Annotated in this window: 12 protein-coding genes; 4 read left to right on the plus strand and 8 right to left on the minus strand. The window is 39.8% G+C overall.

Annotation, left to right across the window (positions count from 1 at the left end; translation table 11 throughout):
- From D0T49_RS05950 to D0T49_RS05960, 3 genes are all read left to right on the plus strand, one after another.
- Positions 1 to 778, plus strand: a 778-nt coding sequence (locus D0T49_RS05950; protein ID WP_163629681.1) for a cadherin-like beta sandwich domain-containing protein, incomplete at its 5' end; no start/stop codon positions are given.
- Positions 779 to 1,433: 655 nt separating this feature from the next.
- On the plus strand, positions 1,434 to 2,699 hold the full coding sequence (locus tag D0T49_RS05955) for a DUF3472 domain-containing protein (RefSeq protein ID WP_163629682.1): 1,266 nt from the start codon (positions 1,434 to 1,436) through the stop codon (positions 2,697 to 2,699).
- A gap of 528 nt (positions 2,700 to 3,227) precedes the next feature.
- Entirely contained in the window at positions 3,228 to 4,370 is a 1,143-nt protein-coding gene (locus D0T49_RS05960) for a Gfo/Idh/MocA family protein (RefSeq protein ID WP_163629683.1), read from the plus strand.
- Between the two features lie 8 nt (positions 4,371 to 4,378).
- Here the strand turns inward: D0T49_RS05960 and D0T49_RS05965 are convergent, their stop codons facing one another.
- The 7 genes from D0T49_RS05965 to D0T49_RS05995 all read right to left on the minus strand — a co-directional run bounded on the left by D0T49_RS05965 (position 4,379) and on the right by D0T49_RS05995 (position 12,523).
- Positions 4,379 to 5,098, minus strand: coding sequence for a class I SAM-dependent methyltransferase (locus D0T49_RS05965; RefSeq protein ID WP_163629684.1), 720 nt, complete (start codon positions 5,096 to 5,098; stop codon positions 4,379 to 4,381).
- A gap of 1 nt (position 5,099) precedes the next feature.
- The gene (locus tag D0T49_RS05970) at positions 5,100 to 6,299 is read right to left on the minus strand and encodes an MFS transporter (RefSeq protein ID WP_163629685.1); all 1,200 of its coding nucleotides are present in this window, start codon (positions 6,297 to 6,299) and stop codon (positions 5,100 to 5,102) included.
- A gap of 56 nt (positions 6,300 to 6,355) precedes the next feature.
- Complete coding sequence (locus D0T49_RS05975; RefSeq protein ID WP_163629686.1) at positions 6,356 to 7,990, minus strand: ABC-F family ATP-binding cassette domain-containing protein; 1,635 nt, start codon at positions 7,988 to 7,990, stop codon at positions 6,356 to 6,358.
- Between the two features lie 830 nt (positions 7,991 to 8,820).
- On the minus strand, positions 8,821 to 9,264 hold the full coding sequence (locus tag D0T49_RS05980) for an acetyltransferase (RefSeq protein WP_163629687.1): 444 nt from the start codon (positions 9,262 to 9,264) through the stop codon (positions 8,821 to 8,823).
- A 4-nt stretch (positions 9,265 to 9,268) separates the two neighbouring features.
- Complete coding sequence (locus D0T49_RS05985) at positions 9,269 to 9,616, minus strand: iron chaperone (RefSeq protein ID WP_163629688.1); 348 nt, start codon at positions 9,614 to 9,616, stop codon at positions 9,269 to 9,271.
- Positions 9,617 to 10,107: 491 nt separating this feature from the next.
- Complete coding sequence (locus D0T49_RS05990) at positions 10,108 to 11,202, minus strand: efflux RND transporter periplasmic adaptor subunit (protein WP_163629689.1); 1,095 nt, start codon at positions 11,200 to 11,202, stop codon at positions 10,108 to 10,110.
- Between the two features lie 214 nt (positions 11,203 to 11,416).
- Positions 11,417 to 12,523 (minus strand): DUF6051 family protein, encoded by a 1,107-nt coding sequence (locus D0T49_RS05995; RefSeq protein ID WP_163629690.1) that lies wholly within the window; start codon positions 12,521 to 12,523, stop codon positions 11,417 to 11,419.
- A gap of 274 nt (positions 12,524 to 12,797) precedes the next feature.
- Between D0T49_RS05995 and D0T49_RS06000 the strand changes: the two genes are divergently transcribed.
- On the plus strand, positions 12,798 to 13,658 hold the full coding sequence (locus D0T49_RS06000; RefSeq protein WP_203583430.1) for a LytTR family DNA-binding domain-containing protein: 861 nt from the start codon (positions 12,798 to 12,800) through the stop codon (positions 13,656 to 13,658).
- A gap of 21 nt (positions 13,659 to 13,679) precedes the next feature.
- Here the strand turns inward: D0T49_RS06000 and D0T49_RS06005 are convergent, their stop codons facing one another.
- Positions 13,680 to 16,565, minus strand: a complete 2,886-nt coding sequence (locus D0T49_RS06005) for a two-component regulator propeller domain-containing protein (protein WP_163629691.1) — start codon at positions 16,563 to 16,565, stop codon at positions 13,680 to 13,682.
- Positions 16,566 to 16,574 lie beyond the last annotated feature (9 nt).

The following is a 16,574-nucleotide window of genomic DNA, read 5'->3' on the forward strand; positions in this document are numbered from 1 at the left end:
TAACCAACTGTGGAAAGTAACCGGAACTGTCGATAATTATATTTTGACCAGTAAAGATGGGCTGAACATAAAATTAGTATCTTCCGCTTTTCAGGCAACTGCCGGAGAAGGTGATGTATTCGAATTTTTGCCTATTTATTCAGGAAGTTATGCCGGAAGCTTGGCTATCAAGCGTAAAGCTACTACAGCTAAAAATGCCTTCAATCCAACAGGAGGATCAAATATAGGCAACCCAATCGGGGAGTATTATCTATATGATGGTGGCTGTGCTATCAAATTCGTTAAGTTGCTTTCTTCGGATGCTACCTTGAGTGCACTGACAGTTTCGGTGGGAGATTTAGACCCAGTGTTTGATGCTGCTACAGATACTTACAGCGTAAGTGTTGATAATTCTGTAACTTCGATTGATATTACAGCTACAGCAACTGATGCTGAAGCTGAAGTGGTAGGTGATGGTACAAAGGATTTGAAGGTTGGCGAAAATCCATTTGAAATCACAGTTACAGCAGAAGACGGAACAACTCAAACTTATACCGTTACAGTAACCAGAGCAAGCGGAGGTACAGGCTTGAATGATGCTACTGCCGATATCAACATTAGCATTGCCAATGGAACGTTGACAGTGGAATTTGAAGGTGCTAAAGCAGTGAAACTATACTCGGTATCAGGATTGCTGGTTGACGATGCTACAGTAGTAGATACTTATACAAAAGCATTGCAACAAGGTATTTATATGCTGACTGTTGATAATGTGACTTACAAGGTTTTTGTAAAATAAGAATATAAACCAAAAGCTATACTTATAAACAGCTGGTTGCCTCAGGCAACCGGCTGTTTTATTTCATTAAAAAAAGGGGAATATATTTTACTAAGTATGCACCTTTTTAGCGCAAGTTTTTGACTTGTACTATCATTTTTTATAACAAGCAGCTCTTGTTTCAGGCACAAGTTTTGCTTCGCTAAACTTGCGTCAGATGTGTGTAAAACCTTGTTTTTTGTATTAAACCTTAGTAATAGCGATAGGAAGCGAGTATCTTCAACCTTATTACCTTATTTCGCTGCTATTTGATAAGCCAATAAGGTTTGGTTTTATGAGACATTAAAGTTACTAAGGTTTATTTCTGAAAATAAGAGGTTGTTTAAATTTTACTCGCAAGATAAATTTAGGTGTTTTTTAGGGAAATTTTGACTTCATTTTACGATTTTAGCGGGCTAAATGAGTAAAATGAGAGGTGAAATTCAGCTACGCTCAACTTCGTGTCACAAAAAAGGACATAATTTATTGCGAAAAAACAAATGTAAAACTATAACAGTTTCTTTGTGAGAAACTTAAAACAACCTCTAAGGTTTCATTATCAGATTAATCTGCTAACAAAATATACAATATCAGGCATACATTTTAAAATACATCCGTAAAAAATAAGATTCACATCATGAAGAATACCATTACCGCTTTAATTTTAGGATTGTTTTTTCAGTTTGCGGCTATTGCCCAAAATGAAACCCCCATCGGATTGGGAGGGAATGCTTATATTACAAATAGTGTAAAAGACAAGCATATAAGGATAACAGATACCGGCATAAAAAACTGGACTGATAAGGACGAAATAATCAGTGTGTATTTCCATCTGTCCGAACCTCAGGTGCTGGATATATCGCTGGTGGCATCAGGCAAATCGGCGATAAATGTGAGTTGTATGGGCAAAACACATAAAGTAAAACTACACAACGATTCCTTATCAAAAGTAAAGGTCGGAAAATTCCAGGTAAAAGAGAGTGGATATGTCCGTGTGGATATACAAGGAGCGAAAAAGAGTGGAGATGCTTTCGGCAATATAACAGAGTTGGTGCTGAACAATGCTAAGGGAAAAATTACCTATGTACATGATTTCTCCAACTACTGGGGGCGTAGAGGCCCTTCGGTACACATGAAATATACTTTGCCGCAAGATACGGTAGAGTGGTTTTACAACGAGGTGACTGTGCCCAAAGAAGGAGAAACAATGTGGAGCTATTACATGGCCAACGGATTTGGCGAAGGATATTTCGGGATGCAATACAACTCGGACAAGGAAAGGCGTGTTTTGTTCTCGGTATGGAGCCCTTTCCAAACCGACGATCCGAAATCCATTCCCGAAGAAGAACGCATTATTATGCTGCGCCGTGGCGAAGATGTTCATATCGGCGAGTTTGGCAACGAAGGCTCAGGAGGACAGAGTTTTCTGCGTTATAACTGGACTGCCGGCACTACTTATAAATTTTTGGCTCAGGTAAAACCCGACGGAAAAGGAAATACCGTTTATACAGCCTATTTTTATGCTACCGACGAAAACCGTTGGCGGTTGATAGCAAGTTTCTCCCGCCCTAAAACAAACACATGGTATCGGGGGGCACATTCTTTCTTAGAAAACTTTAGTCCTACCGGCGGATATAAAACACGTTTTGTAGAGTTTGGCAACCAGTGGGCACGGACGAAAAACGGCAACTGGATTGAACTGACCGAAGGAACATTTACTTATGATGCTACCGCAGGGGCAGGTGTAAGGCTTGACTATCAGGGAGGCATAAAAGAAAACAACCGTTTTTATCTGAAAAACTGCGGTTTCTTCAATCAGAATACCGAATACCGAAGCGTTTTTCAACGCAAACCGGAGGGCAATCAGCCTGAGATTGATTTCGAGATGCTGGAAAACCTCTAAGTAACGTTAAAAGAATAACTTGGTAATTTTTCGGAACAAAATAGAGTAAAGGAACAAGAGGGTGAAAAAACTTTATAATACAGTTTCCAAACTGTCGTTTGTTCCATATTATTCAAATTGCCAACTTATTTTTTGCACATTGCCGAAACTGCTTGCTTTACATTTATTTTAATAGTTTATAATTTTTTTGACACAACTTATATTTAATCCCGCTAATGTCATCTAACGGGCTGATATTAGCGGGGTTATAGCATCGTCTCGTTTCCGGTAAACACTCCTCCTTATCCCTATCGGTTAACAAGTAAATGCAGAGCGTCATTTATCCTCCGGATTCGGAGGATAGAGGTGAATAAATAAATAAATTTTATTTTTATCTTTGATGTTGTAAATCAGGTATATAATTTGAATTTTATAACCAATTGATAATCAGATGATTGAGTTTTTAGATTGTATTCCCATGTATACCTTATGTATACCTTTCATGTCGGGTTTTGAATCCAAGTAATAAATAGATAGAGAGCAAGAGGGATGAAGAAAATCAGAACAGCATTTATAGGATTGGGATACAGGGGTGCGTCGCTCCTGAAACTCGTGGATAAAATTGATGCTTACCACGTAGTAGCTATCGCAGAGCCCAATCCATTAGCATTATCCAATCTCAAGCATTGCCTTAGCGACGATGCGCCCCTCCTCGAAATTTATTCGGATGGAGAGGAGGCTTATGTCGATATGTTGGAGAATGAGAAGGTTGACTTGGTTTTCATTTCGTCGCCTTGGCAGTTTCACTATGCACAAGCTACCGAAGCGTTGAGTGCAGGTTGCAATGTAGCCTTGGAGGTGAAGGGAAGCCTGTTCGAAGGGGAATATCAACGGCTACAACAATTGGCCGAGAGGAACAGGCTTAAAATTTATCCTCTGGAGAATACCGTATTCATGCGCAACGTGATGGCTATTGGGCGTATGGTAGAGGAGGATGTATTTGGAGAAATAATATTTGCCCAAGGGGGCTACCGGCACGATATCCGTGATGTGCTTATCGACGAGAAAGGCGAATATAAGCTACCTTGGCGGGCTGCATATTATGAAACCGAAAATGCCGATATATATCCTACCCATAGTGTAGCCCCCCTGTGCCTGATGCTTAAGATAAACAGGGGAAACTCGTTCAAATCGTTGACGTCCTTTGCTACAAAATCGGTGGGGTTGAAAACCAGAATGTCGGATTTGAAGTCGTCTGTGCCCAATTACGCATTGGGCGATGTAGTTACTACCGTAATCGGAACTTTGACCGGAGCGCAGATAACCTTGTTTCACGATACTACCTTGCCTCGTCCTCGGTCCTTGTCATATGAGATACAAGGTACGCGAGGTGCTTGGAACGACGACCTGAAAAGCATATATCTGGAAGGAATAAGCCCGTACGAACAATGGGAGCCGGAAGCGAAATATGTAGAAAGGTATGAGCATCCTTTTTGGGCGAAGTGGGGTAGGGAAGCCCTTGTGTACGACGAGCATCATCAGGGTATGGATTACATCATGCTGGTAGCTTTGGTAGCCGATTTCGTAGGCGAAGAAGTTTATCCCATCAATATAGCCGATTTAGCTACATGGGGCGATATATCTTTACTGTCGAAAAAATCCATTGCCGAGAGGCGTACGCTCGATTTGTAAGAGTAGATTTATGGCTTTAGAGTCAGTTCTGCTAAATATAGGTAGTGGTCGTCCTCAAATAATTTCTGACAGGCGAAACCTGATTTTTCAGCATATTCACAAAGCGTATCAAAGTCTACAAAAAGCCATTTGAATGGCTCTCCTTTGCTTTTTCCAAAGTTGAAGGTATATTCCAGTTCGCCGTAATACTCCCCATTCAAATCGAGCAAGACGCTTCCGTCTTCTTCCTCAAAAAGATAAATCAGGTCGGACGAATCCAGTATTATTTTGCCTTCGGGGTTGAGCAACTGTTTTGCTTGTTCGAAGAAATGTGGTAGGTTCTTTATTTGTCCTGTAATACCGATACCATTCATCAGCATCAAAAGGGTGTCGAACTTCTCACCTCGAAAGGTAAAGAAGTCTTGCCTTAGAACCTTTTTTATTCCTCTTTGCTGCATTACTTCTACCGCTCCGGTCGAAATGTCGATAGCTGTTACATCCGACCCCTGCTGTTGTAGCCAAAGTGCATGGCTTCCCGCTCCTGCACCGATATCTAAAACAGTACCTTGTACATGCGACAGTGCTTTTTGTTCTATCTCGGGCATGTTTCTGTACGAACGGAAAAAGGTTGAAACAGGCCATTTTTCGGTTTCGGCTATATCGCTTTCAACTGTGAAAACAGCATTTTTCTTTCCTTCCCAATAGGCAAGGAGTCCTTCGCCATATGTGTCGTTTGCTGTGGCTTTCATATCAACTCTTTTTGTGTAGTTTTACATTGGGTAGGAATATAGTTACGATACCCAGCAAGGGCAGGTAAGCACAGATATTGTAAACATACTCGATGCCTTTTACGTCAGCCAGATTGCCTAATACAGCAGCGGCTATTCCTGCAATACCAAATGCCAGTCCGAAGAATAAACCGGATATTAACCCTACTTTGGTAGGTAGCAACTCTTGTGCATACACAAGTATGGCGGAGAACGCAGAAGATAGGATAACTCCGATAAATATACTTAGTACACACGTCCAAAACAGGTTGGCGTGGGGGAGTAGTAGTGTGAATGGTGTTGCTCCGAGTATGGATGCCCATATTACGTATTTACGCCCGATACGGTCGCCTACAGGGCCGCCGATGAAAGTGCCCAATGCCACTGCAAACAGAAAGGCAAACAGAAAAAACTGGGAGTGCTGTATGCTTACATCAAACTTCTCGATGAGGTAGAAGGTGTAGAAATTGGTAAGGCTTGCCATGTACACGTATTTCGAGAAAATAAGTATCAGCAGGATGCACAAGGAGAAAATCACCGTTTTGCGGGGTAGGGCTGATGTTTTAGCAATAGTATGGACTTCTTGGCCCGATTTGATTCGTTTGAGCTTTTGGCTGTACCATTTGAATATGGGTAGTTTGAGAAAAATAGCTATAAATGCGGCTATGGCGAAAAACAGGATGTATTTCTGTCCGTATGGGGCAATGATAAGTGCTGCCAGCAAAGGGCCTAACGAACTGCCGAAGTTTCCACCTACCTGAAATATGGACTGTGCAAGCCCGTGTTTGCCGCCCGATGCCAAATGGGTGAGCCGTGATGCTTCGGGGTGGATGATAGAAGAGCCTAATCCTACAAAAGCTACTGAAACCAGTACGAGGAACAAGGAGTTGGCATACGCAAGAAAGATAAGCCCGATACAGGTAAAAACTGTACCTATAATCAGATACAGGGGGCTTGGCTTTTTGTCGAACAGGAATCCGAACAGCGGCTGAAAGACTGATGCGCAAATTTGATAAACCAGCGTAATCAGCCCGATTTGAGCGAATGATAAAATCAGGTTTTCTTTCAGGATGGGATACACTGCCGATATTATCGACTGGAAAGCGTCATTTAGAAAATGTGCCAGGCTTAATGAGAATAATATGCTGAAAGTAATTTCCTTAGTTGGTTTAGTTTGTTCCATACAATCTCTTCTTCTATCTTTTATCTTGGTTCTTGACTCTAATGTCTATCTCGTAGCTATTTACGCTCTATTTCGCGTAGATTCATCATTTTCTTTTTTTCGAGGAAACCGTAAATATCTTCCAAGTGCTCGGTAACTTTTTGTTGTCCAAACTCGTAAACTTTCGTAACCAGCCCATCAAGGAAATCACGGTCGTGGGAGACGACTATCAGTGTTCCGTCGAAATCGACCAAAGCCTGTTTTAGTATGTCCTTTGTTTTCATGTCGAGATGGTTTGTAGGCTCGTCGAGAATGAGCAGGTTTACCGGTTCGAGCAATAGCTTAATCATTGCCAGGCGTGTTCTCTCGCCTCCCGATAGTACTTTTACTTTCTTTTCAGAATCGTCCCTGCCAAACATGAAAGCCCCCAGTATGTCCCGTATTTTGGTACGGATATCTCCTACGGCAATATCGTCGATAGTTTGGAATACGGTTAAATCCTCGTCGAGCAGCGATGCCTGATTTTGTGCAAAATAGCCTATTTTTACATTATGGCCTAAGCGCAGTTCTCCGTCGAAAGGTATTTCGTCCATGATGCACTTAACCAATGTGGATTTACCCTCGCCGTTTCTGCCAACGAAGGCTACTTTTTCTCCACGTTCGATAGTGAAATTGGCATTGGCAAATACGAGTTTATCGTCGTACGACTTGCTGAGGTTTTCGGTCATTACAGGATAGCTGCCCGAGCGTGGCGAAGGTGGAAAACGTAACTTCAATGCCGAAGTATCCAACTCGTCAACCTCTACCAGTTCCAGCTTTTCAAGCATTTTTACTCTGGACTGTACTTGCAGCGTTTTGGAGTAAGTGCCTTTGAAACGTTCGATAAATTCTTTGGTTTCGGCAATCATTTTTTGCTGTTCTTCGTATTGTTTTTGCTGTTGCTCGCGCCGTTCTTTCCGCAGTTCCAGATAGTGGGAGTATTTGGCTTTATAGTCGTAAATACGCCCCATTGTAACTTCTATAGTGCGTGTAGTGATGTTGTCGACAAAAGCACGGTCGTGCGATATTACCACTACTGCCTTGGCCGTGTTGATAAGAAAATCTTCGAACCACTGTATCGAGTCTATATCCAGATGGTTTGTCGGCTCGTCCAGTAAAATAAGGTCGGGATTCTGCAACAGGATTTTAGCCAGTTCGATACGCATACGCCATCCTCCGCTGAATTCGCTTGTTTTACGCTGAAAATCGGAACGCTCAAATCCCAGTCCTAACAGTGTTTTTTCTATGTCGGCATCAAAATTAGTTTCTTCTATGCTGTAGAATTTTTCGCTAAGGGTCGAAACCTGCTCAATGAGTTGCATGTATTCGTCCGATTCGTAGTCGGTACGGCTCGTTAGTTCCTCGTTAATCCGTTCTATTTCTTTTTCTAATGCGTGTATTTGCGAGAAAGCCTGAGCTGTTTCTTCAAAAACGGTACGGCTATCCTCAGTCATTAGATGCTGAGGCAGATAAGCTATTCTGAAATCTTTTGGCATGGATACTTTCCCTTTGGAGGGTTCGCGCACACCTGCCAGTATTTTTAATAAAGTAGATTTTCCTGCACCGTTTTTGCCCATCAGTGCGATGCGGTCTTTAGGATTGATAACAAAAGAAACATCGGAGAAAAGAGTTGTTCCGCCAAACTCTACTGTAAGCCCGTCAACTGAAACCATATTTTTTGTTTTTTTTGAGCTTGCAAAGATAGCTTTTTTATCCGATTTAGTTTGATAGCCCTATTTTGATGCGTTTGCCCTATTTTGATACAAGGTAACCTCATCAAAATTATATTTTAAGTACCCAATTCATCCAAGATATTGTTCTTTCGTTTTCCGGTTTCAAAGGGAGTTGCTTAAAAGCAAATAAGTAAATAGTTGTATGTTACAATTACAATAGAGTTTATATTCAATAGTCTATTATAAAGCTTATTTATAAATCATTATGGTATTAAAAGCTCCTGTAGGGAGCAAAGTTTGGTAATGTGCGGGTTGCTCAATAATCCGGCGTGCCGTAGGTACGCGACAATTAGCGAGGAAGTTGCGTACCTACGGCACGCCCGCCATATCTAAAGATAGTATTTTACCAAACTTCCACTCCTAACGGAGTGCATATATTTGAATTTTAATACATAAATCAATATAAAATACTAATAATCAAACATATAGCTTTTTATTGAATATAAACTCTATTCAATAGTTTATTATAAAGCTTATTTATAAATCATCACAGTATTAAAAGCTCCCGTAGAGAGCAAAGTTTGGTAATGTATTGGTTACTCAATAATTAGGCTATTTATATATTACCAAACTTTAATCCCTTCGGGATATTTTAATGTCATAATAAATATATAACACGATGCTCTGCACTTTGGTCTGCATCTGCTGGCGCGGACTTGTAGTCCGTGTCCTGCTTGAAAAGCAGTTATTTCAAAAAGATTGCTCTTACGAGCAAAACACGGACTACAAGTCCGCGCCAGCAGATGCATGCTTCGCCAGCCGAGTTCTTTTTATTTTACTTCCAGTTTCATTTCCAAAATGGGATAAGGTTTTCCCTGTGCATCAAATTCGTTTCTTTTTACAACTTCAAATCCCTGTTTTTTGTAAAACCCGACGGCTTGCTCATTCTGTTCGTTCACGTCTACTTCATCAATCCCCAAATTGACTATAGCGTAATTTAATAACAATTTCCCGATTCCTTGTCCCCGCTTATTTGCGTCTACAAACAACATTTCCAGTTTATTGCCTGCTACTCCGATAAATCCTGTCACCTTGTTCCGATTGCCTCTTATGAGATATAAATCAACCGCAGGGAAGTAGTCTTTCGCCAATGATTGCTTTATCAATTGGAAATCGTCTTTGTTCAAGAAATGATGTGTTGCTTTTACCGAGTTTCCCCAAACTTTTACTAATTCGGGGTAATCTGCTTGTAATGCGTTGGATATTTTGTTCATTAAACTATTTATTCTCCTTCACCCTGAATTTTACTACTTCTTCGATAAGTTTTAGCGGCAGGGGTTTATTGTTGGGGAGCTGTATTCCTCCTTTTGTTGTTTTATAATCGGCCGACAGGGTTTTGAAAAAATCAACACCACTTACACCCGGATAAAATCCGATATGATTTTTTTGTCCGGCAAAATGTACCAAATTGCCGTTTTGAACAAAAGTAGCCATTCCCCAACTTATTTTTTCTTTTGCTTCGGGAGCTGTTTTTCGTATAATGCTCCGTATTTGTATCATCCTTTCTTGTATTTCAGGAGGGTATGAGGCTATGTATTCGTCTATTGTATTTATTTTATTGTCCATCAGGGTAACCCATTAAAATTACATTTTAAACACCAAATTTATCAAATATTGCTCTTTCGTTTCTCGCTCTTAAAGTCCCTCTTTTTGAGAGAGGGACTTTGAGAGAGTTCCGATATTCTCCCTTCTTTATTTTTTGTCCTCGAGCCGGACATGCTCTTCCTTTTTCCTATAGCTGAAAAAGGAAGCAAAAAAGCCACCGCTACACCTGCTTCGCTAAAATTCAGCTACACTTCGCTACAGAATTTGAAACTCCTCGCTTTGCTCGTCAAACAGCAAATCCTGTTTAACGCTGCGTTACGCTGAATTTCTTTACGCTCACCAGCTGAGGCGGAAAGATTAGCTACGACTACGAAGTAGATTAAAAACCAAATCAACATGATTTAATAGATTTTGATGCGGTTCCTTATATTGTCCATTTGCAAGGTACTACAGTCTTCGTTTTTATTCAGCTTGCAGCTATCCGGCATGTGTGCGTGTACCGGAAAGGTTTTTTATTGGTTCGTTAAATTCAATTGCACGGGCATGCCATCTCGCAATTGCATTACTCCACTGGTAATTAAAGTATCGCCTATGTTTAGCCCTTGCAGTATTTGTACCGACGATGCGGTACGCATTCCTTTTTTTATGGTTACTTGTTTGGCTATTCCGTTATCGTATTTGTAAGCAATATCTTTTCCCATTTCGGCAATGACGGCTATGCCGGGCACTACAATAGCATCATCATATTCATTCATCATGATTTCGATGTTTACGGAGTTTCCGGGCTTTAGTTTCCCATCTTTGTTATCATATAGCGCACGTGCTTTTAGTGTCAGGGTTTTTTCGTCCAAACGCGATTCTACGGCATATACTTTTGCCTCATATTCGTTGGTGTTGATTCCTGAGGTGAAGGCAACCCGCAGTCCGGGGCGGATGTCGTTGGCTTGTGCCTCGTTTACCGAAAATTCCACTTTAAGCGGTGTGATTTTGGTTAATGTGGAAATTATGGTTGAGGTGTTTGCATACGTGCCTTCGCTTACAAGCCTTAAACCTATTTGCCCGTCGAATGGGGCACGTAGCTCAGTTTGTTCTATTCTTGCTTTTACGAGGTCGATATCGGCATGGAGCTTGTCCATTTCGGTTGTAACCGACTCGTATGCCTCCTGACTTACAGCATCTTTTTCCAACAGTTGCTTCTGACGGTAAACACGGCTTTCGAGCAATGGGATTTGAGCTTCGAGTTTTTGCAGCTCGGCAAGCAGGGGTTTGTCATTCATCTTTGCCAACAGCTCTCCCTGTTTTACAAAAGTGCCTTCTTTGAAGTATATATTGGTGATTTTGCCCGAAGTTTCGAAAGACAGGTTTACTTCTTCGTCGGGCAGCAACATTCCTTTGGTACGGAACATGTCGGTCAGTGTTTCGTGTTTTACCACTTTTCCATTGACATTAAGGGGCTGCCTTCCTCCTTTTGACGGAACTTCGCGTGGTGCGGGTTCTGCTATTTCTTCGGGTTTGAAAATCCGTTTTTTTAATTGGGGGTAAAGAGCCATCCCTAAGATAAATACCCCTATAACAACAATCAGTATTATTCTTGTTTTTTTATTCATTTTGTTTGTGAAAATAATAGCAAATGCTTATTCATATTATGATTATGAATAAACATGAATAGTTTAACATGGGATTGGAAGTTTTGGATTTATTCAGGATACTAAACATTTATTTGTATTTGCATACGCAAAACTCCCATCAATCTACAAAGTTATTGTTTTTGACGCAATGTGTAGGTTGATGGGAGCCGTTTTTTAAACTTCTTTTACTATTTTAGGATAGAAATTGTGCAGCTTGTGAGAATATGTATTCGAACGAATGGTTGATTAACCGGTTTTCTGTTTTTCCGGTTAGCGGAAAAGGCATTTCGTGGGAATAATCATAATCGAAGTCCGTGATTTCCACCTGCGAGCGGGCATTTTCTTCTCCCATAGCTTTTAGTACCCCGTCGTAAGGTATTACGGTGTCTTTAGCGAGTGAAATGCCCCGTATGCGGTTTTGCGATTTTCTGAAAAAATCTTCTCTTTCGGTCTTGTTCCATTCGGGGGCTATCATGCTGTAAAATGAGTTTATTGTTTCGTCCTGTATTTTTACCGATTTCATAATAGCGGGAAATTCGCTGAGATAATAGTTTATCAGCGAGTCGAATGCCAAAGAGTCGATAATACTCCGTGATTTTCCGAACATGGAACTGAATATGCTCCCTCCGCAAAACATAAATAGTTTTGAATCAGAAAACAGATTGTTTTTATCGGCCATAAGGGCAACCTGCGAGAGAAATGCTCCTATGGAGTATGCAAAAATATCAATCCGTGTGCCTTCTCCGAAAAGCGGGTGCTCTCCTTTTTTAATTGTGCCGAAAAGTTCTTCCAAATCAATCAGACTTTGCTTGCCCGAAGCATAAAAGCGCAGAGGATGTTCGCATATACGTTCGCTCAGCGCTACATTGGCTACAGTGAGAAAACGGTCGTTTCCGTTTTTTTGTTTCCGTAAATTAAGCAAATAATTCATCTCGTGCGGATTCGACCACGAGTTGGGAGAGCGGTTCATATGAAATGCAATAGGAAAGAGGATAACTGCTTTTTCTGTTTTTTTACATAGATACTCGGCCCATGTCAGGTATTTATTCCATTTTCGCTCGTTCAGTCCGTGCAGAAGAACAATGGCTTGCTTCATTTTAGTTTCGTTAGCCGGATAAAAAACGGGATAGACAAACGAGGTGTTTTCTTTTATAAGTTCGTCGTCAGAGTTGAGCAACAAGGGACGAAACGTACTGTTGAAATGAAAAAAACGGATGTTTACATCAGAATCTTTGATATAACAATCTTGCCCTAATGAAAACTGAGACTCTAAAAAATTATGCCTTTCTGAATAATCCATAATATGTTCAGTAAACTTGTTTTTGGTTTTGATTTTACAAAAAAACAAATGAAAACAACGAGTAGCAAAATATTGGGAAATATATACCCGTTGTGGGATGATTCGGCAAAATATGGGGCGAAAGTTCTTATTCAGGGGTGAAAATTTGGAGTTTTTTTAAGTTATTTTCCCATTTTACGACAGCATATTCTTAAAATAAGCAGAGTGTTTTTATATTTTTGTTAACTTGTAGGTTTGTCGGGAAAAAGGTAAATTTGTATGCAATTTTATAACTATGACTAAAATACCCGCATACCTTTACGAAAAGGGCAATATAATCCGTCTGATATTGCTAACTGCGTTATTTGCACTATTGTTTATCAATATCTTCCAACCTTTTGGGTCGCGGGGCTGGTATCCTGATATATCTGATTTTAAATACTTCTTTTTTTCGAGCCTTATTATCCTTACCGGGATGCTGGTGGTTGTAATCAGCCGTTGGCTGATGTTTTGTTTCTCAAAAAAACATGATATTTTATACTGGCATTATTTTGCTTGGATTGTGGGAGAGGTGTTTACTATGGCGCTCTTTTTTTCGCTTTTTATTAAGCTGTTTACTGATAGTGGAAAGGGGCGCGGTTTTATAGAGATTTTTCAGCAGTCGGCTGTCAATACCAGCTTGGTGTTGCTGCTTCCGTATGCTATCTTGTGGTTGTATTTTGCCCTGCGCGAAAAAAATAAGCTACTGCAACAGTTGGATGTCAATAGCGCTGAAATACCTACACCTGAAACAAAAAAGAACCTGCTTGCTTTTCCCGACGAAAAGGGAGAGTTGAGAATTTCGCTTATTCAGAGTAATTTGCTTTATATAGAGTCTGCCGACAATTATGTTACCATCTATTACCTGAATAAATCAAAGTTATCTCATTACCTGCTTCGCAACTCGCTGAAATGGATTGAGGAAAACCTGACTCGCGATACATCGCTGGTGCGTTGCCATCGTTCGTACATTATAAATCTGGATAATGTGAAAGTGCTTCAGAAAACAAAGGATGGAATATTCCTTGAGCTTGATACGGAGCATACTCCTGATATTCCGGTTTCTAAAACCTATTATAACCAAGTGATGGAGAAATTTTCAAAATACTCGGTATAGGATAGTTGTTTTTGGCTTCGTTTATTCTTCCCCTTTAAATTGAATTAGAAACTCGACAATATCCACGTTGCTGGCAATGTTTAGCTTTTTGCGCAAGCGGTAGCGTGCTGAGTCTACTCCCCGTATGGTATTTCCAAGAAAATTGGCTATATCCTTGGTTGATAGGTTGAGCCTGAGTAGTGCGCATATTTTCAGGTCGGTAGAAGTAAGCTCAGGAAATTGTGTTTTCAGATTCCTGAAAAAGTTTTCATGAATACGGTCGAAATTGGCTTGAAAAACATTCCAGTTGTCTTCCAGATTAACGGCTGAATCAATGAGGCTCACTATTTTATTATAGTATTTTGACGGATACTGGTTGCCCAGTTTTTCTTTTTGTTCGGTTAATTCGTTCTTTATTTCTATTAAAATATTGTTTTTATTGATAAGCATGAAAGTGCTGTTGGCCATTTCTTTGCTCTTAAAGTACAATTCCGATTGTAGATTATTGTTTCTTAGTTTGATAATTTCTTTTTCTTTCTGTTCGTTTTCTTCGCGTCGCAGCCTTTCTTGTTCTTTTGCTATTCTCAGGTTGCTTTTTCTGATGTACTTTCGTAACAGATAGAATGCTATTGCAAGTAAAATAATTAAAATAACAGTATACAGCATAATGGCCGTTATATTGAGGTAAGCCGGGCGGGCTATATCAAAGCTATAGGATGCTGAGGATAGTGGATTTCCTAAATAGTCGCACGCAATGGCATGAAAAGTATACTTACCTGTATGTAGCCGGTTGTATTCTTTTTGTGGGCTAAGGGTAGGGGTGGAGAAGTCGTTGTCGAGTCCCTCCAGTTTGTATATGTATTGTATTCCCTTGTCGTAATAATTATACCTGACATTGAAGGTAATGTTGTTGGATGTATAAGGGATTGTTTCTTTTTTGTTCCTCGAAATTTCTAAGTATGTAGTATCGCTGTTTGAAATAGATAGCACCGATGCTATTTTCAATTCGGGAATATAATTTAGTTCATTTTTGCTCTTTCTTTCTTTAAGAAAAGCGATACCGTTGTTCAAGCAAAATATGATATTTTCGTTTGAGTTTATGATGTTTTTATTTTGGTCGGGTAAGTCATAATTAAAATAACTGAAAGGAATTGACCGTCTTAATTCAATCCGGTCGTCAGAGATATAAATTTTCGAAAATCCTTTTTCCGTTATACACCAATAAACGTCGTCATCAATTCCTGATACTTTTTTTATATCGTTTATTTGGCTCAGTTGTTCATTCAGCAGGTTGTAAGGTATTATTACGTTATTAATATCGTCGTGTGTATAATATCTTTTATTGTCGCCAAAAACAATTCTTCCTTTTATTTTGAACAGGTTTATAGCTTTCCCTTCGTTTTGTGCATTGAATGCCGAATAATGGTCTACACGTTCTGTAGCTGTGAGTTCGTGGTTGAGTTTTATCCTGAAAAGCCCCTTGTAATAATGCGACACCCAGATATTACCTTGTATGTCCACTTCCATCTGCCGTATTGGATAAAGAAAATCGTCGATGGAGTGGCTGAATGTCCAGTTGCCCGAAGCATTTTTCTTATATACATTAAGGTGTTTTGATGCACATTGTAGTAGCACCTCCTTTTGGTGTATAAGTACTCTTTGTATAATGGTGGCGTCTTTTATGTCGGATAACAAAGTCGCTTTTTCTCCATCGATTAAATAGGTGCCGTTGCTGTGATTGCAAATCAGTTGATTGTCGAAAATGTTTAAGCTGTTGGCCTGCCCTTCCAGCATAGGGATAGGGTAAACTTCAAAATTTTGCCCCTCTGTTTTACTGTAAAATACTCCCTGATTAGTAGCTACATATAAATGATTGTTGTGAAATAGGGCTGAAAATATGCTTCCTATGTTGCTCTTGAATGGTTTGATGAAACGGATATCGGAGTTGTTTTGTATTTGTGAAATTCCATTGTCCATCGCAGCCCACATGTTGCCTGTTTTATCGGGATATACACAATGAACAGTATTGCTTTGTAAGCCGTTTGATGCATTTATTTCTGTTTTTACTTTTCCTTTACGGTCGAAAATATATATCCCCCTGTTGTTGGTTGCCACTACAAAAAGGGAATCTGAAATGAATGTGCCGTTGTTTGCATTACCCGATTTGAGAAGGGCATTTATAGGAGTTTCCCATTTGGTACATTTTTTTCCATCGAAGAAAAACAAGCCGTTTTTTTTGGTGAGTACTAAAAAACTGTTTGGAGTATAATTGAATATAAATACAGGGATATCGTTTGCAAGTTGGGAAGTGGAGATAACAGTTTCAAATTTGTTGTTTCTGAATACGGAAACTCCTTTTCCTTTTGAAAAACAATAAAGTTCTTCATTTATATTTTGAGCTGATGATATGGTAAAAGGTGTAGCGAAAGGCTTTACAGTACTGTTGTCATATTCAAATAAAGAATTTGAAGATAAAAAATAGGTTTTCTCTCCTATTGCAACAATCTTTTCAACATATTCGTTGTCGAATTTTATTCCGTTGCTTAATGAGGTGTATTGCAATTTTCCGTACTCATTCCGCTCGAAGAATCCGAACTCTTCGAATGAACCGATGTATATGCGGTCGTTTTTGCCGGCAAGTACTGAGTTTACAGGAGTATTTGCCGGTAAGCTATAAAGCTGCCACGAAGAACCGTTATATTCAAGAAGCCCGCTCGAATTTGCAGCATAAAGTAAATTTTGTGAATCGAACGTTATGTCCCGGTTTTGACTGGAAGTTGCATAATCGTTTTTATCTATGTTGACAACAAGAGGAATACCATCCTGAGCTAAAATTAAAGTAGGGAAAATGGAACAGAGCAAAAGAAGGTTTATCTTTTGCTTCTTATATAATGTGAATGCAATATCTCTTATTGTTATTAAGCTCAATGCAGTATT

Source organism: Paludibacter sp. 221 (genome assembly GCF_010501035.1).
Lineage (GTDB): Bacteria > Bacteroidota > Bacteroidia > Bacteroidales > Paludibacteraceae > QVMH01.

Coding starts and splice junctions, on each gene's coding strand:
- D0T49_RS05965 (WP_163629684.1), bottom strand. CDS start 5,098: ATGAAAGCCACAGCAAACGACACATATGGCGAAGGACTCCTTGCCTAT.
- D0T49_RS05985 (WP_163629688.1), bottom strand. CDS start 9,616: ATGGACAATAAAATAAATACAATAGACGAATACATAGCCTCATACCCT.
- D0T49_RS06000 (WP_203583430.1), top strand. CDS start 12,798: ATGACTAAAATACCCGCATACCTTTACGAAAAGGGCAATATAATCCGT.
- D0T49_RS05955 (WP_163629682.1), top strand. CDS start 1,434: ATGAAGAATACCATTACCGCTTTAATTTTAGGATTGTTTTTTCAGTTT.
- D0T49_RS05980 (WP_163629687.1), bottom strand. CDS start 9,264: ATGAACAAAATATCCAACGCATTACAAGCAGATTACCCCGAATTAGTA.
- D0T49_RS05990 (WP_163629689.1), bottom strand. CDS start 11,202: ATGAATAAAAAAACAAGAATAATACTGATTGTTGTTATAGGGGTATTT.
- D0T49_RS05975 (WP_163629686.1), bottom strand. CDS start 7,990: ATGGTTTCAGTTGACGGGCTTACAGTAGAGTTTGGCGGAACAACTCTT.
- D0T49_RS05960 (WP_163629683.1), top strand. CDS start 3,228: ATGAAGAAAATCAGAACAGCATTTATAGGATTGGGATACAGGGGTGCG.
- D0T49_RS05970 (WP_163629685.1), bottom strand. CDS start 6,299: ATGGAACAAACTAAACCAACTAAGGAAATTACTTTCAGCATATTATTC.
- D0T49_RS05995 (WP_163629690.1), bottom strand. CDS start 12,523: ATGGATTATTCAGAAAGGCATAATTTTTTAGAGTCTCAGTTTTCATTA.